This is a genomic window from Pseudomonas putida, from assembly GCF_028682635.1.
Classification (GTDB): domain Bacteria; phylum Pseudomonadota; class Gammaproteobacteria; order Pseudomonadales; family Pseudomonadaceae; genus Aquipseudomonas; species Aquipseudomonas putida_AE.
The window spans coordinates 110830-137211 of sequence record NZ_JANHLK010000015.1 but is presented as its reverse complement, the minus strand read 5'-3'; the positions used below and the strand labels follow the sequence as shown (position 1 = coordinate 137211).

The 26382-nt window shown below is 60.9% G+C and carries 21 protein-coding genes; 10 read left to right on the top strand and 11 right to left on the bottom strand.

All coding sequences use genetic code 11. The features are described 5' to 3' along the window. Positions 1-84: 84 nt before the first annotated feature. The 10 genes from NPS56_RS19445 to NPS56_RS19400 form a co-directional block, all read right to left on the bottom strand. Complete coding sequence (locus tag NPS56_RS19445; RefSeq protein WP_274076108.1) at positions 85-705, bottom strand: TetR/AcrR family transcriptional regulator; 621 nt, start codon at positions 703-705, stop codon at positions 85-87. Positions 706-762: 57 nt separating this feature from the next. Continuing rightward, the gene (gene phaC, locus NPS56_RS19440) at positions 763-2445 is read right to left on the bottom strand and encodes a class II poly(R)-hydroxyalkanoic acid synthase (protein ID WP_274076107.1); all 1683 of its coding nucleotides are present in this window, start codon (positions 2443-2445) and stop codon (positions 763-765) included. A gap of 129 nt (positions 2446-2574) precedes the next feature. Beyond that, the gene (gene phaZ, locus NPS56_RS19435; protein ID WP_274076106.1) at positions 2575-3426 is read right to left on the bottom strand and encodes a poly(3-hydroxyalkanoate) depolymerase; all 852 of its coding nucleotides are present in this window, start codon (positions 3424-3426) and stop codon (positions 2575-2577) included. 141 nt (positions 3427-3567) lie between these two features. Further along, positions 3568-5247 (bottom strand): class II poly(R)-hydroxyalkanoic acid synthase, encoded by a 1680-nt coding sequence (gene phaC, locus NPS56_RS19430; protein WP_274076105.1) that lies wholly within the window; start codon positions 5245-5247, stop codon positions 3568-3570. A 256-nt stretch (positions 5248-5503) separates the two neighbouring features. Continuing rightward, positions 5504-5881, bottom strand: a complete 378-nt coding sequence (locus NPS56_RS19425; RefSeq protein ID WP_046816950.1) for a gamma-butyrobetaine hydroxylase-like domain-containing protein — start codon at positions 5879-5881, stop codon at positions 5504-5506. A gap of 136 nt (positions 5882-6017) precedes the next feature. Further along, positions 6018-7355 (bottom strand): HslU--HslV peptidase ATPase subunit, encoded by a 1338-nt coding sequence (gene hslU, locus NPS56_RS19420; protein ID WP_274076104.1) that lies wholly within the window; start codon positions 7353-7355, stop codon positions 6018-6020. A 48-nt stretch (positions 7356-7403) separates the two neighbouring features. Continuing rightward, positions 7404-7940: an ATP-dependent protease subunit HslV gene (hslV, locus tag NPS56_RS19415; RefSeq protein WP_274076103.1), complete on the bottom strand. Its 537-nt coding sequence runs from the start codon at positions 7938-7940 to the stop codon at positions 7404-7406. A gap of 233 nt (positions 7941-8173) precedes the next feature. Beyond that, positions 8174-8881: an SPOR domain-containing protein gene (locus NPS56_RS19410; protein WP_046816952.1), complete on the bottom strand. Its 708-nt coding sequence runs from the start codon at positions 8879-8881 to the stop codon at positions 8174-8176. Position 8882: 1 nt separating this feature from the next. Further along, positions 8883-10619: an arginine--tRNA ligase gene (gene argS, locus NPS56_RS19405; protein ID WP_274076102.1), complete on the bottom strand. Its 1737-nt coding sequence runs from the start codon at positions 10617-10619 to the stop codon at positions 8883-8885. Between the two features lie 238 nt (positions 10620-10857). Beyond that, positions 10858-13077, bottom strand: a complete 2220-nt coding sequence (locus tag NPS56_RS19400) for a primosomal protein N' (protein ID WP_274076101.1) — start codon at positions 13075-13077, stop codon at positions 10858-10860. Positions 13078-13277: 200 nt separating this feature from the next. Here NPS56_RS19400 and rpmE point away from each other — a divergent pair, with 200 nt between their 5' ends. Both rpmE and NPS56_RS19390 read left to right on the top strand, forming a co-directional pair. After that, a complete protein-coding gene (rpmE, locus tag NPS56_RS19395; protein WP_008047849.1) occupies positions 13278-13496 on the top strand; it encodes a 50S ribosomal protein L31 in 219 nt (72 codons plus the stop codon). A 286-nt stretch (positions 13497-13782) separates the two neighbouring features. Beyond that, positions 13783-15051, top strand: coding sequence for a malic enzyme-like NAD(P)-binding protein (locus tag NPS56_RS19390; protein WP_274076100.1), 1269 nt, complete (start codon positions 13783-13785; stop codon positions 15049-15051). A 223-nt stretch (positions 15052-15274) separates the two neighbouring features. Here NPS56_RS19390 and NPS56_RS19385 read toward each other — a convergent pair whose 3' ends face one another. Beyond that, positions 15275-17713 carry a penicillin-binding protein 1A gene (locus NPS56_RS19385; protein ID WP_425313638.1) on the bottom strand — a complete coding sequence of 813 codons (2439 nt, stop codon included), beginning with the start codon at positions 17711-17713 and terminating at the stop codon, positions 15275-15277. Positions 17714-17930: 217 nt separating this feature from the next. Here NPS56_RS19385 and NPS56_RS19380 point away from each other — a divergent pair, with 217 nt between their 5' ends. The 8 genes from NPS56_RS19380 (at position 17931) to NPS56_RS19345 (ending at position 26132) form a co-directional block, all read left to right on the top strand. After that, positions 17931-18992 carry a pilus assembly protein PilM gene (locus tag NPS56_RS19380; RefSeq protein WP_274076098.1) on the top strand — a complete coding sequence of 354 codons (1062 nt, stop codon included), beginning with the start codon at positions 17931-17933 and terminating at the stop codon, positions 18990-18992. Further along, positions 18992-19558: a PilN domain-containing protein gene (locus NPS56_RS19375; protein WP_274076097.1), complete on the top strand. Its 567-nt coding sequence runs from the start codon at positions 18992-18994 to the stop codon at positions 19556-19558. The genes NPS56_RS19380 and NPS56_RS19375 overlap by 1 nt, the downstream gene beginning before the upstream one ends. Beyond that, positions 19555-20175, top strand: coding sequence for a type 4a pilus biogenesis protein PilO (locus tag NPS56_RS19370; protein WP_274076096.1), 621 nt, complete (start codon positions 19555-19557; stop codon positions 20173-20175). Before NPS56_RS19375 ends, NPS56_RS19370 begins: the two co-directional genes overlap by 4 nt. Beyond that, positions 20175-20699: a pilus assembly protein PilP gene (locus NPS56_RS19365; protein ID WP_274076095.1), complete on the top strand. Its 525-nt coding sequence runs from the start codon at positions 20175-20177 to the stop codon at positions 20697-20699. Before NPS56_RS19370 ends, NPS56_RS19365 begins: the two co-directional genes overlap by 1 nt. Positions 20700-20712: 13 nt before the next feature. Further along, positions 20713-22758, top strand: a complete 2046-nt coding sequence (pilQ, locus tag NPS56_RS19360; RefSeq protein WP_274076094.1) for a type IV pilus secretin PilQ — start codon at positions 20713-20715, stop codon at positions 22756-22758. 4 nt (positions 22759-22762) lie between these two features. After that, complete coding sequence (gene aroK / locus NPS56_RS19355; RefSeq protein WP_032831512.1) at positions 22763-23281, top strand: shikimate kinase AroK; 519 nt, start codon at positions 22763-22765, stop codon at positions 23279-23281. A 150-nt stretch (positions 23282-23431) separates the two neighbouring features. Further along, entirely contained in the window at positions 23432-24532 is a 1101-nt protein-coding gene (gene aroB, locus NPS56_RS19350; protein ID WP_274076093.1) for a 3-dehydroquinate synthase, read from the top strand. A gap of 10 nt (positions 24533-24542) precedes the next feature. Beyond that, a complete protein-coding gene (locus NPS56_RS19345; RefSeq protein ID WP_274076092.1) occupies positions 24543-26132 on the top strand; it encodes an SPOR domain-containing protein in 1590 nt (529 codons plus the stop codon). Positions 26133-26382: the final 250 nt, after the last annotated feature.

Sequence of the window (26382 nt, the reverse complement as noted above, 5' to 3'; positions counted from 1 at the left end):
AGGGCTCAAAAAAACGCCCGGCCTGCCAAGGTCGGGCGTTTTTGTTTGTGCAAGATTCCCTGAGCGCCACAGGCCTCACATTTGTTAGTCGTGATCTTCCAGGTACTGCATCGCCATCTGCTCGGTCGCCGCCTTGATCGACGGCAACAAATGCGGCGCCACCAGCATCATGATCTGGTAGACCACCAATCGCACTTCGCCTTCGCGGCCGAGAATCCGCTGGTAGTCCAGTGAGAACAGCAGCGTCAGGGTGATTTGCTCCACCAGTTGCCCCAGCGCCTGGGTGTCGCTGACCAACTGCCCCAAGGCCTTCAATCGGGCCAGCAATGACGCCAGGGTGCGCTTGAGTGCATTGAGCAGGTTGCGAATGCCCTTGGCCAGTTTCGGCAAGCGCCCGGCCAGGTTCGACAGGTCCTGGAACAGAAAGCGATAGTGGGACAGGCGTTCGACGATCAGGTGCAGGAACAGCCAGTAATCCTCGGGGGCCAGTTCGACGTCGGCCGGTGGGTCGAGCAACGGTGACAGTTCGGCCTGGAAACGTTCGAACAGGCCGAGAATCAGTGGTTCCTTGCCGTGGAAGTGGTAGTACAGGTTGCCCGGGCTGATGCCCATTTCGTTGGCGACTTCCATGGTGGAAACATTCGGTTCGCCCTTCTCGTTGAACAATTGCAGGGCACATTCGAGGATCCGGTCGCGGGTTTTCATCCAGTCTTCTTATGATCGGGTCATGCCACGGCCGGCAGGGGCCGTGGTCGTTGAACATCAGCGCACGCGCACGTAGGTTCCGGGCGCCGCTTCCATCGGTGGATAATTCTGATTGCCGAGGGCCATGTGGGTTTCTTTCTGCGCACCCGAGCGCTCCTGAATCCAGCTCAGCCATTGCGTCCACCAGCTACCGGCGACGGGCTTGGCGTCGTAGTACCAGGCCCTGGGGTCGCTGCTCAGTTTTGTGCCTTCGACGTAGTTGGCTTTCGGATTGTTCGGCGGGTTGAGAATGCTCTGTATATGACCGCTGTTGGACAGGACGAAGCGGCGCTCGCCACCGAGCAGCAGGGTCGAGCGATACACGGCGTCCCACGGTGTGATGTGGTCGTTGATGCCGGCCACGCTGAAACTGTCGACATTGACCTTCTGCAAATCGATCGGGGTGCCGCACACTTCCAGGCCACCGGGATGGCTCAGCGGGTTGTGCTTGAAGAAGTCCAGCAAGTCACCATGCAGGGCGGCCGGCAGGCGTGTGTTGTCGTTGTTCCAGTAGAGAATGTCGAACGCCGGCGGCTCCTTGCCCATCAGGTAGTTGTTGACGAAGTAGCTCCAGATCAAATCGTTGGGGCGCATCCAGGCGAACACCTTGGCCATGTCGCGGCCGTCCAGGACGCCTTTCTGGTAGGAGCGGCGCTTGGCGGCTTCCAGGGTCTGTTCGTCGGCGAAGAGCGTGGCCGGGCTGTCCAGTTGGCTGTCGAGCAGACTCACCAGGTAGGTCGCGCTGGAAACGCGGCGCAGCTGGCGCTTGGCTTGCAGGTGACCCTGCAAGGCGGCAATGGTCAGCCCGCCGGCGCAGGCGCCCATCAGGTTGACTTCGCGCGCGCCGGTGATCGCCCGGCACACGTTCATGGCTTCTTCCACTGCTTCAACGTAAGTCGACAGGCCCCATTCGCGGTGCCGCACATCCGGATTGCGCCAGCTGATCACGAAGGTCTGCAGGCCGTTCTTGAGCGCGTACTGGACGAAGCTGTTGTGCGGGCTGAGGTCGAAAATGTAGTACTTGTTGATCTGTGGCGGCACCACCAGCAACGGTTTCGAATACTGCTTTTCGCTCATCGGCTTGTATTGGATCAGCTCCAGCAGTTCGTTGCGAAACACCACGGCGCCGGTGGTGGAGGCGACGGTCTTGCCGACCTCGAATGCGTGCTTGGTGACCTGCCGGGGCAACCCGTCGTTGTGCAGGAGGTCATCGACCAGATGGCCGATCCCGCGCACCAGGCTGTTGCCGCCGGAGTTGAAGATTTCCTTGATCGCCAGGGGATTGAGCAGGCTGTTGGACGGCGACACGGCATCGTTGAGCAGGGCGAACGCGAAGTGCGCGCGGGCGCGATCGTCCGGGTTCATGTTGCTGTCGTCGATCCAGCTTTTGACCTGCTTCTGCCAGCTCAGGTAGGCCTGCAGGCTGCGACGGTAAAAGGGGTTGAGGCTCCACGCCGGATCGTCGAAACGACGGTCTTGCGGGTTGGTCGGGTGCAGGGTGTCGCCCAGCAGCACGCGGCCCAGTTGACCGCCCAGTTTCAAGGCGTGTCGAGCGGTGTGCACGGGGTTGCGCAGGCCATGGGCGGCCACACTGCGCAAAGTCGAAACCAGATCCCGGCCGCGCAGGCCGGTAATCGCACTTTGTGCGTTGATGAACGCGGCGGGAGTGGGTAGTGACTCCCTCGCAGTTTTATCGCGCATGACTCAACACTCCTTCGTCTTCCAGGCCAAATACAAAACACCGAACCAGAACACCATAGACGCTGTAACGGGTTGTTGCGCGGTGCGATGTGCCGCCGCCCCCTCTTTCCTATACAAAAAATGGGCCGATCAGCTCAGTGGCGCCGGATGCGGGTGCATCACTGCACGCAGGCGCTCCTCCTCGAGGAACTTCATGATGATCGGTGCCACCGCTTCGGCCCGGGTAATCAGGAACAGATGGCCGTCATCGATAATGTGCAACTGGGCATTGGGAATCCGCCAGGCGAGCAAGCGCATGTTGATCAGCGGGATCAGTGGATCGTCGTCGCCGGCCAGGACCAGGGTCGGCTGATTGATCTTGTGCAGCCAGTGGATGCTGGTCCAGCCGAAGCCGGCGAATAGTTGCCAGTAGTAACCGAGCTTGCCTGCCGAACGGACCTTCGCTGCATGGCTCGCGGCCAGCGTCGGGTCGCGACGGAACGCGCCGCCGTAGATCATCGGCGCAATGCGGATCACATGGGAGGGCTGGATGTAGCGCCGTGGGCTGGCCATCATCCACAAGACTTTCGGCTTGCCCGGCACCATCACCGCGCCTGCTGCCGTCGCTGCCAGGACAAGCTTCTTGCAACGCTCCGGATAGTCAAAGGCGAACTGTTGCGCAAGCGCACCACCCCAGGACACGCCGATCACATTGACTTGCCCGTAGTCGAGGTAGTCGAGCATGCGTGCCGTGAGTTTCGCCAGGCTTGGAAAGCGATAGGGAAGATTCGGCGTCGACGAACCGCCGACACCGGGTACGTCGAAGGCGATGACTTCCAGGTCCGGGTCCAGCGCTGCGACGAATGGAAACACCAGCTCCAGGTTGGCGCCGATGCCGTTGAAGATCAGCAAGGGCGTCAAGTGAGGCTTGCCGGGGCGCACCGCCGTGCGGAGGGTCTGGCCATCCAGGTCGACGGTGCGGAATATGAACGGTTGCGGCATGCTTCTGGCCCTGTGGGTGGATCTTGGTTCCTGACACACATCCTGTAGGAGCCGGCTTGCTGGCGATGCGATCACCGCGGTTTGCCAGTCTCACCGTGGTGATGCAATCGCCAGCAAGCCGGCTCCTACAGGTTTGTGGGTTTAACGCTCGTGTACGTAAGTGCCTGGCGCCGCCTCGCCTGCCGGGTAAGCCTTGCTGCCCAGTTTTACCGGGGACTTTTTCAGCTCGCCCGAGCGCTGGGCCTGCCAGGCCTGCCAGTGCAGCCACCAGGAATCGGTGTGCTTGGTGGCATTCTGTTGCCATTCATCGGCACTGCTCGCCGGTTCGGTGCTGGTCATGTAGCGGGATTTCGGATTACCCGGCGGATTCAGGATGCTCTGGATATGTCCGCTGCTCGACAGCACGAATTCAACATTGCCGCCGAACAGTTGCGACGACTTGTAGCAGGACCGCCACGGGGTGATGTGGTCGTTGGTGCCGGCCAGGGAAAAGATGTCGGCCGTCACTTGCTTGAGGTCGATGGCGGTACCGCACACTTCCAGTGCATTCGGGCGAATCAGTGGGTTGTTTTTGAACAGCTCGATCAGGTCGCCGTGGAACGCGGCGGGCAACCGGGTGGTGTCGTTGTTCCAGAACAGGATGTCGAATACCGGCGGTTCGTTGCCCAGCAGGTAATTGTTGACCCAGTAGTTCCAGATCAGGTCGTTGGGACGCATCCAGGCGAAGACTTTCGCCATGTCGCGGCCTTCCAGTACGCCGGCCTGATACGAGTGGCGCTTGGCGGCTTCGAGGGTCTGCTCATTGACGAACAGGGCAACGTCGCTGTCCAGGGTGGTGTCCAGCACGCTCACCAGCAAGGTCAGGGCATTGACCTTGTTCTCGCCGATCGCCGCGTAGTGGCCCAGCAGCGCGGTGCAGGTGATGCCGCCGGAGCAGGCCCCGAGCATGTTCACGTCTTTGCTGCCGGTGATCGCAGTGACGACGTCAACCGCTTCCTTGAGGGCTTCGATGTAGGTCGACAGGCCCCACTCGCGCTGTTCCTTGGTCGGGTTGCGCCAGCTGACGATGAAGGTCTGCATGTTGTTGCGCAGGCAGAACCGCGCCAGGCTCTTGTCCGGGCTCAGGTCGAACACGTAGAACTTGTTGATCTGCGGCGGCACCACCAGCAATGGTCGCTCGTGTACCTGCTCGGTGATCGGCTTGTACTGGATCAGTTCCAGTACATCGTTGCGGAATACTACCGCGCCTTCGGTCACGCCCAGGCTCTTGCCGACTTCGAACGCACCCATGTTGACCTGGCTCGGCATGCCGCCGTTGTGCACCAGATCCTTGGCCAGGTGCGAGAGACCATCGAGCAGGCTCTTGCCGCCGGTTTCGAAAAAGCGTTTGACTGCCGCCGGGTTGGCCGCGGTGTTGGTCGGCGCCATGGCTTCGGTCATGAGGTTGATCACGAAGTGCCCGCGCGCCACATCGCTGGGGCTGAGGGTGCTCTCGTCGATCCAGGCGTGGAGCTCCTTGCGCCACGCCAGGTAGGTTTGCAAATAACGTTTGTAGAGCGGGTTCTGACTCCAGGCCGGATCGGCGAAGCGACGGTCATCGCTGGTCGGTTGCAGCCCGGATTTGCCAAACAGCACGTTCTTGAGTTCAAGACCAAAATGCGCGACATGCTTGACGCTGTGCACCGGTTGCCTGATGGCCTGCCTGAGCACCATTCGAGCAGAAGCCAGTAGATCCTTTCCACGCAGCCCAACGACAGGATTGAGCCCCAAGGTGTTCTCCGAGGCCTGATACTTCAACTCATCGTTACTCTTGTCACTCATCTACGACGCTCCATTGCCCTGAGACGAGTACCTTGGTCCTGCTGTGTAGTCACACAGCAACGGCCAGGTACTACTGCTCGGGTGACGTTAATTCTGCATCACTGCTTTTTAGTTCAGAGAGCACTGCAGGGAACTTGCCAATCCATTGGTTACCCGAGTTTAATTTTTTTCGCAAGCGGGCCAAGCGTCGGCCCTGAAGCCGAGCATTCAAACAGATGAAATTAGAAAATGCCCTCTAAAGAGCAAGAGGCTCGGGCTAGAGCATCAGCTTGACGACGGATTCGTTCGGGTCGCGGGTTTTTCCTGCGGCTTTGAGCTCGGCAAGATAATCCTCCCAGAGCGCGTCATGACGTCGCCCCAGTTCGTAGAGGTATTCCCAGGTGAACAGGCCGCTGTCGTGGCCATCGTCGAAGGTCAGTTTCAGTGCGTACTGACCGGCCGGTTCTATCTTGCTCAGTCCTACGTTGATCTTGCCAAATTGCAGGATGGGTTTGCCGTGGCCCTGGACCTCGGCGGAAGGGGAGTGCACGCGCAGGAATTCGGCGGGCAGGGTGTATTCCTCGCCGGACGCGTATTTGAGCGTGAGGGTTTTCGAGGCTTTGTGCAGCTTGATGTCGGTGGGGAGTTGGGTCATGAGCGCCGTTCCGTTTTGGATGGAACCCTGTAGGAGCAAGCTTGCTCGCGATGGACGTTAACGATAACGCGTTTTCTCTGAAGAAACGCGTCGCTCTCAAGTTCATCGCGAGCAAGCTCGCTCCTACAAGTATGGCTTACAGGATATAACGGGACAGGTCTTCGTTCTGCGCCAATTCGCCCAGGTGGCTGTTGACGTAGTCGGCGTCGATCTGGATCACCTTGTCGTCATGCACGCTGGCCAGGTCGCCGGCACTGAAAGACACTTCTTCCAGCAGGCGTTCAAGCAAGGTGTGCAGGCGACGGGCACCGATGTTTTCGGTTTTCTCGTTGACCTGCCATGCGATCTCGGCGATGCGCTTGATGCCGCTCGGCAGGAACTCGATACCCAGGCCTTCGGTTTTCAGCAGCGCGCAATATTGTTCGGTGAGCGAGGCGTGAGGCTCGCTGAGGATGCGCTCGAAATCTTCAGGGCTCAGGGCCTTGAGTTCGACACGGATCGGCAGTCGGCCTTGCAGCTCGGGCACCAGGTCGCTCGGCTTGCTCAGGTGGAAGGCACCGGAGGCGATGAACAGGATGTGGTCGGTCTTGACCATGCCCAGCTTGGTGTTGACGGTGCAGCCTTCGATCAGCGGCAGCAGGTCGCGCTGCACGCCTTCACGGGACACATCGACGCCGCCGGAATTACCACGCTTGGCGACCTTGTCGATTTCGTCGATGAACACGATGCCGTGCTGCTCGACCGCTTCCAGGGCCTTGGCCTTCAACTCTTCATCGTTGACCAGGCGGCCGGCTTCTTCGTCGCGCACCAGCTTGAGCGCTTCCTTGACCTTGAGCTTGCGGGCCTTCTTCTTGCCCTTGCCCATGTTGGCAAACAGGCTTTGCAGCTGGTTGGTCATTTCTTCCATGCCCGGTGGCGCGGAAATATCGACGCCGGCCATTTCGGCGACTTCGATCTCGATCTCCTTGTCATCCAGCTGGCCTTCGCGCAGGCGCTTGCGGAACAGCTGGCGGGTGTTGGAGTCGGCAGACGGGGTATCGTCGTTGCTGAAGCCCATGCGTGCCGGTGGCAGCAGGGCATCAAGGATGCGCTCTTCGGCGGCGTCTTCGGCGCGGTGGCGAACCTTGACGATTTCCTGTTCGCGCAGCAGCTTGATCGCGGCATCGGCCAGGTCACGAATGATCGATTCGACGTCGCGGCCGACATAGCCGACTTCGGTAAACTTGGTCGCTTCGACCTTGATGAACGGCGCGTTGGCCAGTTTGGCCAGGCGACGGGCGATCTCGGTTTTACCGACACCGGTCGGGCCGATCATCAGGATGTTCTTTGGCGTTACTTCAACGCGCAGCTCTTCTGGCAGCTGCATGCGGCGCCAGCGGTTGCGCAGGGCAATGGCGACGGCGCGCTTGGCATCGTCCTGGCCGATGATGTGGCGATTGAGTTCGTGGACGATTTCACGGGGAGTCATGGACATAATATTCAAAGGACCTCAAGCAAGAATGAGCCGTGGCACGGGGCCGAATCAGGCTTGCTCGGCGCAGTCCTGCTCCTCAATGGTCTGGGTGTGGTTGGTGAATACACAGATGTCGCCGGCAATGCCGAGGGCGGTTTCGACGATTTCCCGGGCCGACAGGTCGGTTTTTTTCAGCAGGGCGCTGGCGGCCGCCTGGGCGTAGGCGCCACCGGAACCCATGGCGATCAGGCCGTTTTCAGGCTCGACCACGTCGCCGTTGCCGGTGATGATCAGGGAGGCGTCTTTGTTGGCGACCGCGAGCATGGCTTCCAGGCGGCTCAGGGTGCGGTCGGTGCGCCATTCCTTGGCGAGCTCGACAGCGGCGCGTACCAGGTGACCCTGGTGCTTTTCAAGCTGGCCCTCGAAGCGTTCGAAGAGGGTAAAGGCGTCAGCGGTGGCGCCGGCAAAACCGGCAATGACCTGGCCGTGGTACAGGCGACGAACTTTTTTCGCGTTGCCTTTCATCACGGTATTGCCAAGGGAAACCTGGCCGTCGCCGCCCATGACGACTTTGCCGTGGCGGCGAACTGAAACGATGGTGGTCAAGGGAAGAGTCTCCACGCTGCGGGGCGAAAATGCCTTATGCCCATTCATATGGGGGTGGTGGAGTGGATTTCAACTGTGGGGCGCGGGAGGGGACGGGCGGTGTTTGTCAAACGGGGACATGTGGTGTTGTACATGATGCCATCGCCAGCAGGCTGGCTCCCACAGAGGGCTGCGCCAACCCTGTGGGAGCCAGCCTGCTGGCGATGAACGATGATGCGGTGTTTCTGACGGAATCAGCGACTCTGGCGTTGTTGTAACAACAAATTGCTGAAGCCTGCGCCCGCCAATTGTTTCTGCGCAGTGGTCAGTTGCTCTCGATTGCTGAACGGTCCAACCAGCACCCGATACCAGGTCTCGTCCTTCACCGTGCCGGATTCAACCGCCACAGCCTGCCCCAGCAGAATGATCTGCGCGCGAACCTTGTCCGCATCAGTCTCTTTGCGGAAGGAGCCCGCCTGCAGGAAAAACTTCGTCACCGGCGCAGCCTTGACCGGTGGCGCAGGTGGCGGAGTAATTCCGGACAAAGCAGCCTGGGCGCGCGCCGTATCGATCTTCGCCGCTTCCGCCGGTGTAACCGGTGTCGTCGGAATCGCAGGCACTTGCGGCGTCGGCAGGGTTTTCTCCGGTACGGCGTCCGGCGGCACGATGACTTCCGATTCCGGCAGCAAAGTGTAGAAGTCGTATTTCGGCTTCACCGGTTGCGTCGGGCTCGGCGGGGTCTTGTTGGCCTCGGCGATCTTGGTGGCTTTCTGTTGCTGTTCCACCTTCTCGCGCTTAACCGTGTCGCTGCCCTTGCCCGGCTCCAGTTTCATCAGGAACACGATGAATGCACCGACCGTCAGGCCGATGGCCATCCACAGCCAACCCGGGATCGGTTGCTTCGCTGGAGCTTGGTAACGGCTGGCGCCACGCTTGGGTGCAGGTTTTTTCTTGGCAGCCAACTTACATACGCTCCAGAGTTTCCAGGCCCAAGAGTTCCAGGCCTTGCTTGAGAGTGCGACCGGTCAGCGCGGCGAGGCGCAGGCGGCTCTGCATTTGCGCCGGGGTGTCGGCGGCGAGGATCGGGCAGTTCTCGTAGAAGCTGGAGAACAGGCCGGCGACGTCATACAGGTAGGTGCAGAGGATGTGCGGCGTGCCTTTCTCGGCCACATTGTTCAGTACTTCGCCAAACTGCGCGAGTTTTGCCGCCAGCTCGTGTTCGTGCGGTGCTTCGAGCACGATCTGGCCTTCGACCTCGCTGAAGTCCTTGCCGAGTTTGCGGAACACGCCAGCCACGCGGGTGTAGGCGTACAGCAGGTAGGGCGCGGTGTTGCCTTCGAAGTTCAGCATCAGGTCGAAGTTGAAGCTGTAGTCGCTGGTGCGGTGCTTGGACAGGTCGGCGTATTTCACCGCGCCGATGCCCACAACCCTGGCGATGTTGCGCAGCTCTGCTTCAGCCAGTTCAGGGTTCTTGTCTTTCACCAGGGTGTAGGCGCGTTCCTGGGCTTCGGTCAGCAGGTCGATCAGCTTCACGGTGCCGCCATCACGGGTCTTGAACGGACGGCCGTCAGCGCCGTTCATGGTGCCGAAGCCCATGTGTTCCATTTCCATCGGATGGGTCACGAAACCGGCCTTGCGGGCCACGGCGAACACCTGCTGGAAGTGCAGGGCCTGACGCTGGTCGACGAAGTACAGCGCGCGGTCGGCATTGAGCTTGCCGCTGCGGTAGCGCACGGCAGCCAGGTCGGTGGTGGCATAGAGGTAGCCGCCGTCGGCCTTGACGATGATCACCGGCAGCGGGTCGCCATCGGCGTTCTTGAACTCGTCGAGGAACACGCACAGGGCGCCGTTGCTCTCGACCAGCATGCCGGCGGCCTTGAGGTCGTTGACCACGTTGATCAGGTCGTCGTTGTAGGCGCTTTCGCCCATCACGTCGGCCATGGTCAGCTTGACGTTCAGCAGTTCGTAAATCTTCTGGCAGTGGGACAGCGAGATGTCCTTGAACTTGGTCCACAGTGCCAGGCAATCGGCATCGCCGGCCTGCAACTTGACCACCAGGCCGCGGGCGCGGTCGGCGAATTCTTCGGATTCGTCGAAGCGCTGCTTGGCGGCGCGGTAGAAGTTTTCCAGGTCCGACAGCTCGTCGCTGGTGATCGGGTTTTCCTGCAGGTACGCCATCAGCATGCCGAACTGGGTGCCCCAGTCGCCGACGTGGTTCTGGCGGATCACTTCGTCGCCGAGGAATTCGAGCACGCGGGCCACGCCGTCGCCAATGATGGTCGAGCGCAAGTGGCCGACGTGCATTTCTTTGGCCAGGTTAGGGGCCGACAGGTCGACCACGGTGCGCTGGACCGGGCCGGCCTTGCGCACGCCGATGTTGGCGTCGGCCAGGGCGGCGTCCAGGCGCGAAGCCAGGGCGTCGGTGTTCTGGAAGAAGTTCAGGAAGCCTGGACCTGCGATTTCGGCCTTGGAGACGTTTTCGTCAGCTGGCAGCGCGGCGATGATTTTTTCCGCCAAGTCGCGCGGCTTCATGCCGGCCGGTTTGGCCAGCATCATGGCGATGTTGCTGGCGAAGTCGCCGTTCTTCTTGTCGCGGGAGTTCTCCACCTGGATCGCCGGCGACAGGCCTTCAGGCAACACACCTTCGTTGACGAGTTGGGTGATGGCTTGTTGGATCAGCTGGCGAATGGTGTCTTTCATGGTCTTCTCTTTCGACCGCTGGCGCGGCGGCGCATCGTGCGCTGGTGGAAAAACTGGGCATTATCCGTTGCCGGGGCGGGCTTGCCAACCTTAGCAGGCAGGTTGTGGATATGTGGTAACAATTAGGCCCCCTTCGCGAGCAAGCCCGCTCCCACAATGAATCTGCGGTGTTCATACCTTATGTGTCAGGCACAAAGCCCATGTGGGAGCGGGCTTGCTCGCGAATGCGATCTCAAAATCAATACAGATCGACGGGATCCACATCGAGCGACCAGCGCACCGCCCGCCCACTCGGCATTTGCTCCAAAACCAGCAACCAACTGGCAAGCAACCGATGCAGCGGCGCCCTTGCCGTAGCCTGCAACAACAACTGCGCACGATAACGTCCGGCTCGACGTTCCATCGGCGCCGGCACCGGCCCGAGCAATTCGATGCCGGTCAGATTCTGTTCGGCCAGCAGGCGTTCGGCCTCGCTGCACGCTTCATCCAGAAAGCCTTCGGCCTGCCCTGGCTTGTGTGCCTCGGCCCGCAGCAGCGCCAGATGCGCAAACGGCGGCAATCCCGCCGCGCGCCGCTCGCTCAAGGCCTGCTCGGCAAAGGCGAAGTAACCCTGTTCGGTCAACTGCACCAGCAGCGGATGGTCGGCCAGGTGTGTCTGGATGATCACCTTGCCCGGCTCTTCCGCCCGGCCTGCTCGACCGGCGACCTGGACAATCAGTTGCGCCATGCGCTCGCTGGCGCGGAAGTCGCCGGAGAACAGCCCGCCATCGGCATCCAGGATCGAGACCAGGGTCACCCGTGGAAAGTGGTGGCCCTTGGCGAGCATCTGCGTGCCCACCAGGATGCAGGGCTGGCCTTTCTGGATGGTCGCGAACAGTTGGTTCATGGCGTCCTTGCGCGACGTGCTGTCGCGGTCGACCCGCAGTACCGGATAGTCCGGGAACAGGATCCCCAGGCGTTCCTCGGCCCGTTCGGTACCGGCGCCCACAGGGCGCAAGTCGACCTTGTTGCACTTGGGGCACTGGCGCGGCACGCGTTCGACATAGCCGCAATGATGACAGCGCAGCTCGCCGTAGCGCTGGTGGACGGTCATGCGCGCATCGCAGCGTTGGCACTCGGACATCCAGCCGCAGTCGTGACACAGCAGGGTCGGCGCAAATCCGCGGCGGTTGAGGAATACCAGCACCTGCTGGCCGGCAGCCAGCGTCTGGCCGATGGCTTGTTGCATGGGCCCGGAAATGCCGCTGTCCAGTGGACGGCTTTTCACATCCAGGCGCAGGAAGCGTGGTTGCTTGGCGCCGCCCGCGCGTTCGTTCAGCCGCAGCAGGCCATAGCGGCCGGTGTAGGCGTTGTGCAGGCTTTCCAGGGAGGGCGTGGCGGATCCCAGGACAATCGGGATGTTTTCCTGACGTGCCCTGACCAGCGCCAGGTCGCGCGCGTGGTACCGCAAGCCTTCCTGCTGTTTATAGGAGCCGTCGTGCTCTTCGTCGATGATGATCAGCCCCGGGTTTTTCATCGGCGTGAACAGCGCCGAGCGGGTGCCGATTATGATGTCGGCTTCGCCGTCGCGGGCGGCGAGCCAGGCTTCGAGGCGTTCGCGATCATTGACCGCCGAGTGAATCAGCGCGATGCGCGCGTTGAAACGCTGCTCGAAGCGCGCCAGGGTCTGCGGGCCGAGGTTGATTTCCGGGATCAGCACCAGCGCCTGCTTGCCGGCCTCCAGGGTTTCGCGGATCAGTTGCAGATAGACTTCGGTCTTGCCGCTGCCGGTGACGCCGGCGAGGAGGAACGCGTGGTAACTGTCGAACCCGGCGCGAATGGCTTCATAGGCGGCCCGCTGTTCCGGGTTGAGTGGCAGTTCGGGTTGGGCCAGCCAGTGTTCGTGTCGGGCACCGGGGGCGTGCCTGCGGATTTCAACCTGGACCAGCTCCTTGGCCAGCAACAGATCGAGGCTGTCCTTGCTCAGCATCAGCTTGCTCAGTAACTGATGGGCGACGCCGTGGGGGTGCTGGGCCAGCGTTGCCAGGGCTTCGCGCTGGCGCGGGGCACGGGCGATTCGCGGGTCGTCGAGGCTGGCGCCTGGTGCGGCGGACCAGAAGCGCTCCTGGCGCGCCTCGGCCAGTTCGCCCTGGCGCAGCAACACCGGCAGCGCCCAACTCAAGGTGTCGCCGAGGCTGTGCTGGTAGTACTGCGAGGTCCACAGGCACAGCTTGAACAGCGCGGGCGGCAACGGCGGCGTGGCATCGAGCAGTGCGAGGGCGGGCTTGAGTTTTTCCGCCGGCACTTCGCTGGTGTCGGTGACTTCCACCAGGATCCCGATCATTTCCCGCCGGCCGAACGGCACCCGCAAGCGCATGCCGGGGTGCAATTGCGCACGCAGCACGCCGGCCGGCGCCCGGTAGTCGAACAGGCGGCGCAGGGGCGAAGGCAAGGCGAGGCGCAGAATGGCGTCGGGCACGCGGGGGAGTCTCGATTAACAGGCAATGAAGGGTTTGACACATAACCACAAGGATCGCGCTTTGGGTCGGGAGCCTAGCAGACGACCGGTTTGAGGGACAGCTTGCGTGATTGGCATTGTCTGGTAGAATCCGCGGCCTAATTACGTGCGGTATTCAACAATAGTGTTGGGTGGCGGCACGCTAGCCTGAGGAAAACACCATGAAAGCTGATATCCATCCAGAATACCCAGCAGTTGCTGTTACCTGCAGCTGCGGCAACAAGTTCGAAACCCGTTCGACCTTCGGCAAAGCCCTGGCGATCGACGTTTGCAACGAATGCCACCCGTTCTACACCGGTAAGCAGAAGACTCTGGACACTGGCGGCCGCGTTCAGCGCTTCGCAGACCGTTTCGGTGCTTTCGGTGCGAAAAAGGCCTAAGGCCGATCAACCTGGGAAAACGTCACTGTTTTGCCATGCTGATGAAAAAGGCGTCCCCCGGGACGCCTTTTTTGTGTCTGTGATTTGGCTGCACGGGCCAATCTCAAAATATTGTAGACATTTTTTAAGGGGATTGTGAACAGTCTATCCCTTGTGTTCCGTGGCTCTTGGCCCAAAGTCGTAGGGGCGGGCGCTTGACAGGGGTGACCGGTCAGTCTTGTGGGGATTTTGCCAGGCGCGTATCCTCGCTGACCAGTCTGTCCAACAGTAAAAGCGGAATGCCAAAATGTCTGATCTGAAAACTGCCGCTCTCGAATATCACGCCAATCCTCGTCCAGGGAAGCTGAGTGTCGAGCTCACCAAGGCCACCGCTACCGCCCGCGACCTGTCGCTGGCCTACAGCCCCGGCGTAGCTGAACCAGTACGCGAGATCGCCCGCGATCCTGAGCTGGCCTACAAATACACCGGCAAAGGCAACCTGGTTGCAGTCATTTCCGATGGCACCGCGATTCTGGGCCTGGGTAACCTCGGCCCATTGGCTTCCAAGCCAGTGATGGAAGGTAAGGGCGTACTGTTCAAGCGCTTCGCCGGCATCGACGTTTTCGACATCGAAGTCGATTCCGAAAGCCCGCAAGCCTTCATCGACACCGTCAAGCGCATCTCCATCACCTTCGGTGGCATCAACCTGGAAGACATCAAGGCACCTGAGTGCTTTGAGATCGAACGTGCCCTGATCGAGCAGTGCGACATCCCGGTATTCCACGACGACCAGCACGGCACCGCCATCGTGACCGCGGCCGGCATGATCAACGCCCTGGAAATCGCCGGCAAAACCCTGGCTGACGCCAAGATCGTCTGCCTGGGTGCCGGTGCGGCCGCCATCTCCTGCATGAAATTGCTGGTGAGCATGGGCGCCAACATCGAAAACATCTACATGGTCGACCGTACCGGCGTGATTCACTCCGGCCGTGACGACCTGAACCAGTACAAGGCCGTCTTCGCTCACGCGACCGACAAGCGCACCCTGGCAGACGCCCTGCAAGGCGCAGACGTGTTCGTCGGCCTGTCTGGCCCGAACCTGCTGAGCCCGGAAGGCCTGAAGTCCATGGCAGCCAACCCGATCGTGTTCGCTTGCTCGAACCCGGATCCGGAAATCTCCCCGGAGCTGGCGCACGCCACCCGTGACGACGTGATCATGGCCACCGGTCGTTCGGACTACCCGAACCAGGTCAACAACGTTCTAGGCTTCCCGTTCATCTTCCGTGGCGCCCTGGACGTTCGCGCCAAGCGCATCAACGAAGAGATGAAAGTGGCTGCGGCCAACGCCCTGCGCGAACTGGCCAAGCTGCCAGTACCTCAGGAAGTGTGCGACGCCTACGGCGGCATCAAGCTGGAATTCGGTCGTGAGTACATCATTCCGAAACCAATGGACGCTCGCCTGATCACCGTGATCTCCGATGCCGTGGCCAAGGCCGCAATCGAGACCGGCGTGGCAACCCTGCCGTATCCGAAGAACTACCCGCTGAAAAGCGTGGATGACGTGTTCAACGGCTAAGTCGTTGTAGCGCTTCAACCAAAAGCCCCGGCTTGTGAAAGTCGGGGCTTTTTTATGCCTGATGGTTTTGTATTGTCTGTCAGGCCATCGCCAGCAGGCTAGCTCCCACATTGGAATGCGTTCCCTGTGGGAGCCAGCCTGCTGGCGATGGTCTGGCAGGAAGCCCGGGTAAAAAGAAGCCCCGCTTTCTGAAGAAGAGCGGGGCTTTCTGTTGGTCCTGCGATCAGAACAAATCGATCGGTGCCGCTTCATCCGCCGGCAGCGGGCTGCCTGGCGCATTGCCGTTGCCCAGCTCATTGCCCGTCGGCGGCGTATCTTCGACCTTGAACAGTTCGAAGTAGGCTCCTGGCGTGCCTGGAGTGGCTGCACGGCCACTGACAGGGTCTACCCGCAGGCTGAGGATGCCTTCCGGCTCTGGCTGGGTGTGTGGCGGCATGTCTTTGAGCGCAGCGCCCATGTAGTTCATCCAGATCGGCAGGGCGACGGTGCCGCCAAACTCCTTGCGACCCAGGCTCTCGGGCTGGTCAAAGCCCGTCCAGACGGTGGTGACGTAATCGGCGTTGTAGCCGGAGAACCAGGCGTCCTTGGACTCGTTGGTGGTGCCGGTCTTGCCGGCGATGTCGCCACGACCCAGTGCCAGCGCGCGACGGCCGGTACCGAGTTTGATCACGTCTTCGAGCATGCTGTTGAGGATGTAGGTTGTCCGTCCATCGACAATACGCTCAGCCACGGCGGGCGTTTGCGCTGCCGATTGCTCGCCCGGCACCTGGCCAGGTGTTGCATTGACCGTAAAGGCTTCGGCGGCAGGTGCGGCGATTCCGTCGGTCGCGACAGCGCCTTTTGGCACGCTGGGCGGGTTGGCGACGAACAGCGTGTCGCCGTTGCGGCTTTCGATCTTGTCGATGATGTACGGGGTGATCTTGTAGCCGCCGTTGGCGAAGGTGCTCCAGCCCGTGGCGATTTCCATCGGCGTCAGGGTTGCGGTACCCAGGGCCAGGGACAGGTTGGGCGGCAGGTCCTGCTTGTTGAAGCCAAAGCGGCTGATGTAGTCGATGGTCTTGCCAACGCCCATCGCCTGTAGCAGGCGGATCGAAACCAGGTTGCGCGACTTGTAGAGCGCTTCGCGCAGGCGGATCGGACCGAGGAAGGTGTTGGTATCGTTTTTCGGACGCCAGACCTTGTCCAGGTACTCGTCGACAAACACGATCGGTGCGTCGTTCACCAGGCTGGAGGCGGTGTAGCCGTTATCCAGTGCCGCGCTGTAGACGAACGGCTTGAAGCTCGAACCCGGCTGGCGCTTGGCCTGAAGGGCGCGGTTGTAGTTGCTCTGCTCAAAGGCGAAACCGCCGACCAGCGAGCGGATGGCGCCGTTTTGCGGGTCAAGGGAGACCAGTGCGCCCTGGGCCTGGGGGATCTGGCTGAATTTCAGCGAGTTGTCCGCCTGGCGCTGCACGCGAATCAGGTCGCCGACCTGGGCTACGTCCGACGGTTGTTTCGGATTGGCGCCCATGCTGTTGGTGTTCAGGAACGGGCGAGCCCATTTCATGCTGTCCCAGCCAACGTGTTCGCTGCCGGTGCGGGTCAGCACCTGCAGGCCGCTCTTGTCGACCTGGGTGACGATGGCCGGTTCAAGGCCGCTGATGGTGCGTTGCTTGGTCAGTTCGGTTGCCCACGCCTCGCGCGTCTTGCCCGGCAGGCGGGACTCGGGGCCCCGATAGCCATGACGCTGGTCATAGGTCATCAAGCCTTCGTGGACGGCGGTGTTGGCCATTTCCTGAAGGTTGCTCGGCACCGTGGTGGTAACGCGGAAACCTTCGGTGTATGCATCGCTGCCATAGCGACCGACCATTTCGGCGCGGGCCATCTCGGCGATGTAGGGCGCGTTCACTTCCGGCGTCGGCACGTGATAGCTGGCGTTCAGGGGCTCGTTGACGGCGGTGGTGTAGTCGGCTTCGCTGATCTTGCCCAGCTTGTACATGCGCCCCAGGATCCAGTCGCGACGCTCCTTGCTGCGGGCCGGATTGGCCAGCGGGTTGAAGCGTGAAGGAGCCTTGGGCAGGCCGGCGATCATCGCCATCTGCGCCAGGCTGATGTCGCGAATCGACTTGCCGTAATACACCTGCGCCGCCGCTTCGATGCCGTAGGCACGGTTGCCCAGATAGATCTTGTTGACGTAGAGCTCGAGGATTTCGTCCTTGGTCAGCTGTCGTTCGATCTGCAGGGCCAGGAGGATCTCGGTGGTTTTGCGCGAGAAGCTGCGTTCGCTGGTCAGGAAGAAGTTTTTTGCCACCTGCATGGTGATAGTGCTGCCGCCGGACTGGATATGGCCGCTTTTCACCAGTTGCGTGGCGGCACGCATCAGGCTGCTGGGATCGACGCCGTAATGGTTGGCGAAGTTGTCGTCTTCAGCACTTAGTAACGCATTAATGAAGTTGGGGGGAATGTCGGCGAAACGGATCGGTGTGCGGCGCATTTCGCCGAATTCTGCGATCAACTTGTTATCGCTGCTGTAGACCCGCAAAGGGATCTGCAACTGGATGCTTCTCAGTGCCTCTACGGACGGTAATCCGGGACTAAGGTAAAGAAACGCCCCACTCAGACCCAGAAGCAGTCCGCAGAATACGGCGACGATGGACCAACCGAAAAATTTCAGCAGACGAATCAAGGCTTTTGGACATCCAGGGTAAAAAATGAATTTGGCATCAGGGTTCAGGCTAAAGGCGAACGACCCGCGCTTGAGAAAAAGCGGAAAAAAACGCTGGGCATTATAAGCATTTTTCCGTCCATGGCGTTATTTGCGCTGCTGTCAAGACGGGTGGTTTGAACGCAACCCCCGTTATGGAGTCCGTAACACACGGAAAGTCATAGGGAAATTGTTAGTGCCAGGACTCTTCAATAAAAAGGCCAGGTCGCTCCTTGGCATCGATATCAGCTCGACATCGGTGAAGCTGCTGGAGCTGAGCCGGCAGGGCAATGGCTATCGTGTCGAAGCCTACGCGGTCGAGTCGTTACCCCCCAGTGTGGTCATCGAGAAAAATATCGCCGAGCTCGATGGCGTGGGCCAGGCCTTGACGCGTGTGCTGGCCAAGGCTCGCACCAGTCTCAAGGGCGTTGCCGTGGCCGTGGCCGGTTCGGCGGTGATCACCAAGACCATCGAGATGGATGCCGGCCTTTCCGACGACGAGATGGAAGACCAGCTGAAGATCGAGGCCGATCAGTACATTCCTTATCCGCTGGACGAAGTGGCCATCGATTTCGAAGTCCAGGGCGCGTCAGTGCGCAATCCTGAGCGGGTCAACGTGTTGCTGGCCGCCTGTCGCAAGGAAAACGTCGAAATCCGTGAGGCAGCCCTGGCCCTGGCGGGCCTGACTGCGCGCGTGGTCGACGTCGAGGCCTATGCCCTGGAGCGATCGTTCAGCTTGCTGAAGAGCCAGGGAGGGGGCTTGCAAGGGCGACTGGTGGCGGTGGTCGATGTTGGAGCAACCATGACCACCCTGAGCGTGCTGCATGACGGGCGGATCATCTACACCCGCGAGCAATTGTTTGGTGGCCGCCAGCTCACCGAGGACATTCAGCGCCGATACGGCCTGACCGTCGAGCAGGCCGGCCTGGCGAAGAAGCAGGGCGGTTTGCCGGACGATTATGTCAGCGTTGTGTTGCAGCCGTTTCGTGAGGCCCTGGTGCAGCAAGTGTCGCGTTCGTTGCAGTTCTTCTTTGCTTCGGGCCATTACACCGCGGTCGACCACATACTGCTGGTGGGCGGGACCGCGTCGGTGTCCGGTCTGGACCAGTTGATCGAGCAGCAATTGGGTACGCCGACCCGGGTGGCCAATCCGTTTGCCGACATGACCTTGAGCAGCAAGGTCAACGCCGCGGCCCTGGCCAGCGATGCGCCCGCGCTGATGATTGCTTGCGGGCTGGCCCTCAGGAGTTTCGACTGATGGCCCGGATCAATCTATTACCCTGGCGCGAAGAGCGGCGTGAGCAGCGGCGCAAGCGCTTTCTCCTGGTGTTGGTGGGTGTGCTGGCGGGATCGGCAGGTGCATTGCTCATGGCCAACCAGGTCATCAGCAGCGCCATCGAGCGGCAGATTGCGCGTAACGATTACATCGGCAAGCAGATCGCCGTGGTCGACGAGCGGATCAAGCAGATCAGTGATCTCAAGGCTCGTCGTCAGCAGTTGGTCGAGCGTATGCGCATCATCCAGGACCTGCAGGGCAATCGCCCGATCAGCGGGCGAATTTTTGATCAGCTGGCGCGGACCTTGCCCGATGGCGTGTATTTCACTGAAGTCAAAATGGCCGGCAAGACCTTGTCCATCACCGGTGCGGCGCAATCGAACAACCGTGTTTCAGACCTGATGCGTAACCTGGACCAGTCCGACTGGTTCGATGCGCCCAGTCTCACTGAAGTCAAGGCGACGACCGCGGGGCAAGTCGACCAGACCAACGTTTTTCAGTTGACCGTTCGTCAGACCCAGCCTGCGGCTGGGGAGGACAGCGAATGAGTCCGTCCGAATGGATCGAAGGGTTGCGCCGGATCGACATCAACGAGCTGGACAGCAGCAACATGGGTTCCTGGCCACCCGCGATCAAAATCCTGATGGGCATTGTGGTCGCGATCCTGGTGCTGTCGATCGGCTACAACTTTTCCACGAGCGAGCTGGAACATCAGCTCGAACTCAAGCGCGAGGAGGAATCTACCCTCAAGGAGCAATTTGCCAGCAAATCCCACATGGCGGCGAATCTGCAGCTCTACACCCAGCAGATGAAGGAGATGGAAAACTCCTTCGGCGTACTGTTACGGCAACTGCCCAGCGACACCGAAGTCCCCGGCTTGCTGGAAGACATCACGCGAACGGGGCTGGGCAGTGGCCTGGAGTTCGAAGAGATCAAGCTGCTGCCGGAGGTCTCCCAGCCGTTCTACATCGAGTTGCCGATCCAGATCACGGTCACCGGCGCCTATCACGACCTGGCCACGTTCGTCAGTGGCGTGGCCGGATTGCCGCGTATCGTCACCCTGCATGATTTCGACCTGGCGCCGATCAATCCCGACGCCGGTCCGAAGTTACGCATGAGCATCCTGGCCAAGACCTACCGTTACAACGACAAGGGGCTGCAATGATGAGCCGGCTTCGTGGTTTTTCGCCGGTGATGTTGATGGTCGTATTGGCGGGCTGTGGCGGCGGCGATGATGTCAGTGACCTGGACGCCTACATGAACGAAATGCGCCTGCGGGCACCGGGCAAGATTGAACCAACGCCGACATTCCGGTCTTACCCCACATTCACCTATAACGCCGCCAACCTGCGCAGCCCGTTTTCCCGGCAGATCAAAGTCGATCTGGCACTCAAGCAGGGCGCGCGTTATGTCCAGCCGGACCCCAACCGGGTAAAGCAGTACCTCGAGGGCTTCAATATCGAGCAGTTTGAAATGGTCGGTACCCTCTCCAATGCCACGGGCTCCTTTGCCTTGTTGCGCGGCGCCGGTGGGGTGCATCGGCTGAAAGTCGGTGATTACCTGGGGCGTAACGATGGCCGGATTGTCGCCATCAGCGGTTCGCAAGTCGATGTGGTGGAAATCGTTCCCGACGGCGAAGGTGCCTGGCTGGAGCGACCGCGGACCCTTCCTTTGAAAGAGCATTCATAGTGGAACCCGTACGATGAACAGGATTTTCTCCGCCCTCGGAGTATCGCTATGGATAGCGTTGCTGTCGCCGATGGTACAAGCGGCCACCCTCAAGACGCTGGATGTCGCCGCGTTGCCGGGAGATCGCGTCGAGTTGAAGCTGGTGTTCGACGAGCCACCCCCGGCGCCCCGTGGCTACACCACGGAATCTCCCGCCAGGATTGCCCTGGATCTTCCCGGCGTGGTCAGTCAGCTGGCGAGCAAGACTCGCGACCTGGGCAATGGCAATGCCCGCAGCGCGACGGTGGTAGAGGCCAAGGACCGTGCGCGGCTGATCATCAATCTGAACCAGTTGAGCCCCTATGACTTCCGGGTCGAAGGCAACAGCCTCTTTGTCGTGGTCGGGCAGGGTGGCAAAAGCCCGACCCCGCGGGCGGCCGCTACCGCCGTCCCGGTTCCGGCGCCCAAGCGCGCGGTTGCGCCGGCGAGCAAGGCCATTCGTGCAGTGGATTTCCAGCGTGGTACCCAGGGCGAAGGCAATGTCGTGATTGATCTGTCGGACCCGTCCATTGCACCGGATATTCAGGAACGCGAAGGCAAGATCATTCTCGGATTTGCCAGGACCCGATTGCCCGAGCCATTGCGCGTACGCCTGGACGTCAAGGATTTCGCCACCCCGGTTCAGTTCGTCAATGCCAGTGCCAGCGGGGATAAGGCGACGATCACCATTGAACCCGGCGGCGCCTTCGATTACTCAACCTATCAGACCGACAACAAGCTGACCGTCAGCGTCCGCCCGATGACGGTCGACGACCTGCAAAAGCGCAACGCCGACCGCAATGCCTACACCGGTGAAAAGCTCTCGCTGAATTTCCAGGACATCGACGTGCGCTCAGTGCTGCAACTGATCGCCGATTTCACCAACCTCAATCTGGTCGCCAGTGACACGGTGCAGGGGGGCATTACCCTGCGCCTGCAAAATGTACCCTGGGACCAGGCACTGGACCTGGTGCTGAAAACCAAGGGCCTGGACAAGCGCAAGGTGGGTAATGTGCTGCTCGTCGCGCCAGCCGACGAAATTGCGGCCCGTGAACGTCAGGAGCTGGAGTCGCAGAAGCAGATTGCCGACCTGGCGCCGCTGCGTCGGGAGCTTTTGCAGGTCAATTACGCCAAGGCGGCCGATATCGCCAAACTGTTCCAGTCGGTGACCAGTGCCGAGGCGAAAGCCGACGAACGGGGATCGATCACCGTCGATGAGCGCACCAACAACATCATTGCCTACCAGACCCAGGACCGTCTCGACGAACTGCGGCGAATCGTTGCGCAGCTGGATATCCCGGTGCGTCAGGTGATGATCGAGGCGCGCATCGTCGAAGCCAACGTCGACTACGACAAGAGCCTTGGCGTGCGCTGGGGTGGCGCGATCAAGAAAGGCAACTGGAATGCCTCCGGTGTCGGTAACGGCGCCAACGACAGCAGCGCCAGCTCGCCGTTCGTCGACCTGGGGGTCGCCAACAATACGTCGGGCATTGGCATTGCCTTCATCACCGACAACGTCTTGCTGGACCTTGAATTGACGGCCATGGAAAAGACCGGTAACGGCGAAATCGTCTCGCAACCCAAGGTGGTCACCTCCGACAAGGAGACCGCGAAGATCCTCAAGGGCACCGAGATTCCCTACCAGGAAGCCAGCTCCAGCGGCGCAACCTCGGTCTCGTTCAAGGAGGCGTCGCTGTCGCTGGAGGTGACGCCGCAGATCACGCCGGACAACCGGATCATCATGGAGGTCAAGGTCACCAAGGATGAGCCGGACTACCTGAACAAGGTCCAGGACGTGCCGCCGATCAAGAAAAACGAGGTCAACGCCAAGGTCCTGGTCAACGATGGCGAGACCATCGTCATTGGCGGTGTTTTCTCAAATACTCAGAGCAAGGTTGTAGATAAGGTGCCATTTCTTGGCGATGTGCCGTATCTTGGCCGCCTTTTCCGGCGCGACGTGGTTTCGGAGAAAAAATCCGAGCTGTTGGTGTTTCTCACTCCGCGTATCATGAATAACCAGGCGATTGCTGTGAGTCGTTGATTCTGTGCGAAATTTGATACTTGTAGGACCGATGGGGGCTGGAAAAAGCACCATCGGCCGATTGCTGGCCAAAGAGTTGCGCTTGCCATTCAAAGATTCCGATAAGGAAATTGAATTACGCACGGGCGCCAATATCCCATGGATCTTCGACAAGGAAGGCGAACCGGGCTTTCGTGAGCGCGAGCAGGCAATGATCGCCGAGCTGTGCGATTACGACGGCGTGGTGCTGGCGACCGGCGGCGGGGCAGTCATGCGCGAAGCCAATCGTCGGGCGCTGCGCGCCGGCGGACGGGTGGTCTACCTGCATGCCTCTGTCGAGCAGCAGGTCGGCCGCACGTCCCGCGACCGCAATCGGCCATTGCTGCGCACGGCCGATCCGGCCAAGACCCTGAGGGATCTGTTGGCGATCCGTGACCCCCTGTATCGGGAAATTGCCGATCTGGTGGTGGAAACGGATGAACGACCGCCGCGAATGGTCGTGCTCGATATCCTGGAGCGTCTGCAGCAATTGCCGCCCCGTTAAAGCGCCGCCCGAAATGCGCTATCCTCGGCGTCCAGCCATGACCGCTCAAGGTTGTGGCGAACGGCCGACGAACGGCGTCACACAACAGTGGCCGTAGACATTCGTTAACTCAAGGCAGGTTGCCTGATTCCATCTTCACTGTGGGGACACATGCAGACACTCAAGGTCGATCTAGGCGAGCGCAGCTACCCGATTCATATTGGCGAAGGTTTGTTGGACCAGCCCGAGCTGCTGGCCCCGCATATTCGCGGACGGCAAGTGGCGATCATTTCCAATGAAACCGTCGCGCCGCTCTACCTTGAACGTCTGACCCGCAGCCTTGCGCAGTTCTCGGTGATTTCCGTGGTGCTGCCCGACGGCGAAGCCTTCAAGACCTGGGAAACCCTGCAGCTGATCTTCGATGGCCTGCTGACCGCGCGGCATGATCGACGCACCACGGTGATCGCCTTGGGTGGCGGCGTGATTGGCGACATGGCCGGTTTCGCGGCGGCTTGCTACCAGCGCGGTGTCGACTTCATCCAGGTTCCGACCACGCTGCTGTCCCAGGTCGACTCTTCGGTGGGTGGCAAGACCGGGATCAACCATCCGCTGGGCAAGAACATGGTCGGTGCCTTCTATCAGCCGAACGTCGTACTGATCGACACCGCCTCCCTCAATACCCTGCCGGCACGCGAGCTGTCCGCCGGCCTGGCCGAAGTCATCAAGTACGGGCTGATTTGCGACGAGCCGTTCCTCACCTGGCTCGAAGAAAACGTCGACCGCCTGCGCAATCTGGATCAGCAAGCCCTGACCTATGCCATCGAGCGCTCCTGTGCGGCCAAGGCGGCCGTGGTCGGCGCCGACGAGAAGGAGACCGGCGTGCGGGCAACGCTCAACCTGGGTCACACCTTCGGTCACGCCATCGAAACCCATATGGGCTATGGTGTCTGGTTGCATGGAGAGGCAGTGGCTGCTGGCACTGTAATGGCTCTGGAAATGTCCGCGCGCCTGGGATGGATCACCGAACAGGAACGCGATCGCGGCATTCGCCTGTTCCAGCGCGCCGGCCTGCCGGTCATCCCGCCGGAAGAAATGACGGAAGCTGATTTTCTCGAACACATGGCAATTGACAAGAAAGTGATCGACGGTCGTTTGCGCCTGGTGCTGCTGCGCCACATGGGCGAAGCGGTGGTGACCGACGATTATCCGAAAGAGGTTCTACAGGCCACGCTGGGAGCGGATTACCGCGCCCTGGCTCAGCTTAAAGGTTAATAAGAACGCGATGACTAGTTTGCATGCCGACGAGGCTTTCCTCGGCCACTACCAGTTGAGTCATGACCCTTTTGCTCCACGGGTTCCTGGCTTCAAATTTTTCCCAGCCCAGCGCAAGCCGGTGCTGGGGCAGTTGCACCATCTGGCGAGGTATAGCCAGTTGCTATTGGTGGTTACAGGTCCACATGGCAGCGGCAAGACCCTGCTGCGTCAGGCCCTGGTGGCCAGCACCAACAAGCAGACCGTGCAGAGCGTGGTGGTTTCCGCCCGTGGTGCCGGTGATTCGGCTGGCCTGTTGCACCAGGTCGCCCAGGCACTGAACGTTGCCCAGGCCGAGATCGGTGCAATCCTCAAACAGGTGGTGCAGCTGGCTCTCACCGGGCAGGAAGTCTATCTGCTGGTCGATGATGCCGAGCAGCTCGACGTGTCCGCGCTCGAAGCCTTGATGGCCCTGGCCGCGGGTGCGCCGGAAGGCCGTCCACATGTGTTCCTGTTCGGCGAGTCGTCGATGATCGCCCAGCTCGAGGCTTTGCAACTCGAGGAAGAGCGCTTCCACGTCATCGAGCTGCAGCCTTACACCGAAGAGGAAACCCGCGAATACCTCGACCAGCGGCTCGAAGGCGCTGGCCGGGGTATCGAACTTTTCACCGCAAATCAGATCTCTGATATTCACGAAAGCTCCGAGGGTTGGCCTGGCAACATCAACCAGGTTGCCCGCGATGCGATGATCGAAGCCATGATTGCCAGCCGCTCCGCGGTTAAGCGTCCAAGTATGGGGTTCAATATGCCGAAGAAACACGTATTGGCGATTTCCGCCGTCGTTGTGGTCGCGGTAGCTGCCGCCTGGTTGATGCCGGGTCGCAGCAAAGCACCGACCACGGGGGCGCCTGCCAACGAACAGGCGCAACTGCCGCTCGGCCAGGGTTCGCCACAAGCGGGTGGTGCTCCGGCCGTTGAATTCGCCGGCAACACGCAGCCAACGCCATTGCCGTTGGTCGGCAATTCGCAACCGGTCATGCGTGAGCCGCTGGCCGAAGCGGCGGGTGGCATCACCGAGGGCGATGACGGCGTGCCGGTCGAGGGTTCCAGCGCGACACCGCCGACCGTGACCACCATTGCACCGCCAGCAGGCGTTCCGGCCGGTCCTGCGCCAACGCCAACCGCCAAGCCGACGCCAGCGCCGACCCAGGTCGCTACCGCCAAGCCAGCGCCAGCACCGGCTGCCAAGCCTGCTCCGGCCCCAGCGCCGGCCAAGCCAGCCGCCGCTGCCGCCAAACCGGCCGAGAAACCAGCGACCGTCGCCAAGGCAGCCGGTGGCACCTGGTACACAGGTCAAGCGCCGGGTAACTACGTGGTGCAGATCCTCGGCACCAGCTCCGAAACGGCCGCGCAAAGCTTCGTCAAGGAGCAGGGCGGCGAGTACCGTTACTTCAAGAAAGTCCTCAACGGCAAACCGCTCTACGTGATCACCTACGGCAGTTTCGCCAATCGTGATGCAGCCGTTTCCGCCATCAAGGCCTTGCCAGCGAAGGTTCAGGCTGGTAAACCTTGGCCACGCTCTGTCGCCAGCGTCCAACAGGAACTGGCAACAGCTCGCTGAAGATTCGGCGGCCTTACCCAGGCCGCCTCTCCAAGCACCTCAATATTTCTGCACGGCATGCCGCCTCTACAGGCCGCGTGCCTTGTGGTGTCTGCGTCACAGTAGTCTTTGAGTCGTTGCGGTCAAAATTAAAAAAGTTTTGACTAGCACAGCGGATCGCTTTAAACCTTTCACAAATGCGACATAGATTTGCGACATTTCGTCGCCAAATTTGTGAGGCCAAGTGTCGGTGTGTACAATGACCTCCCTT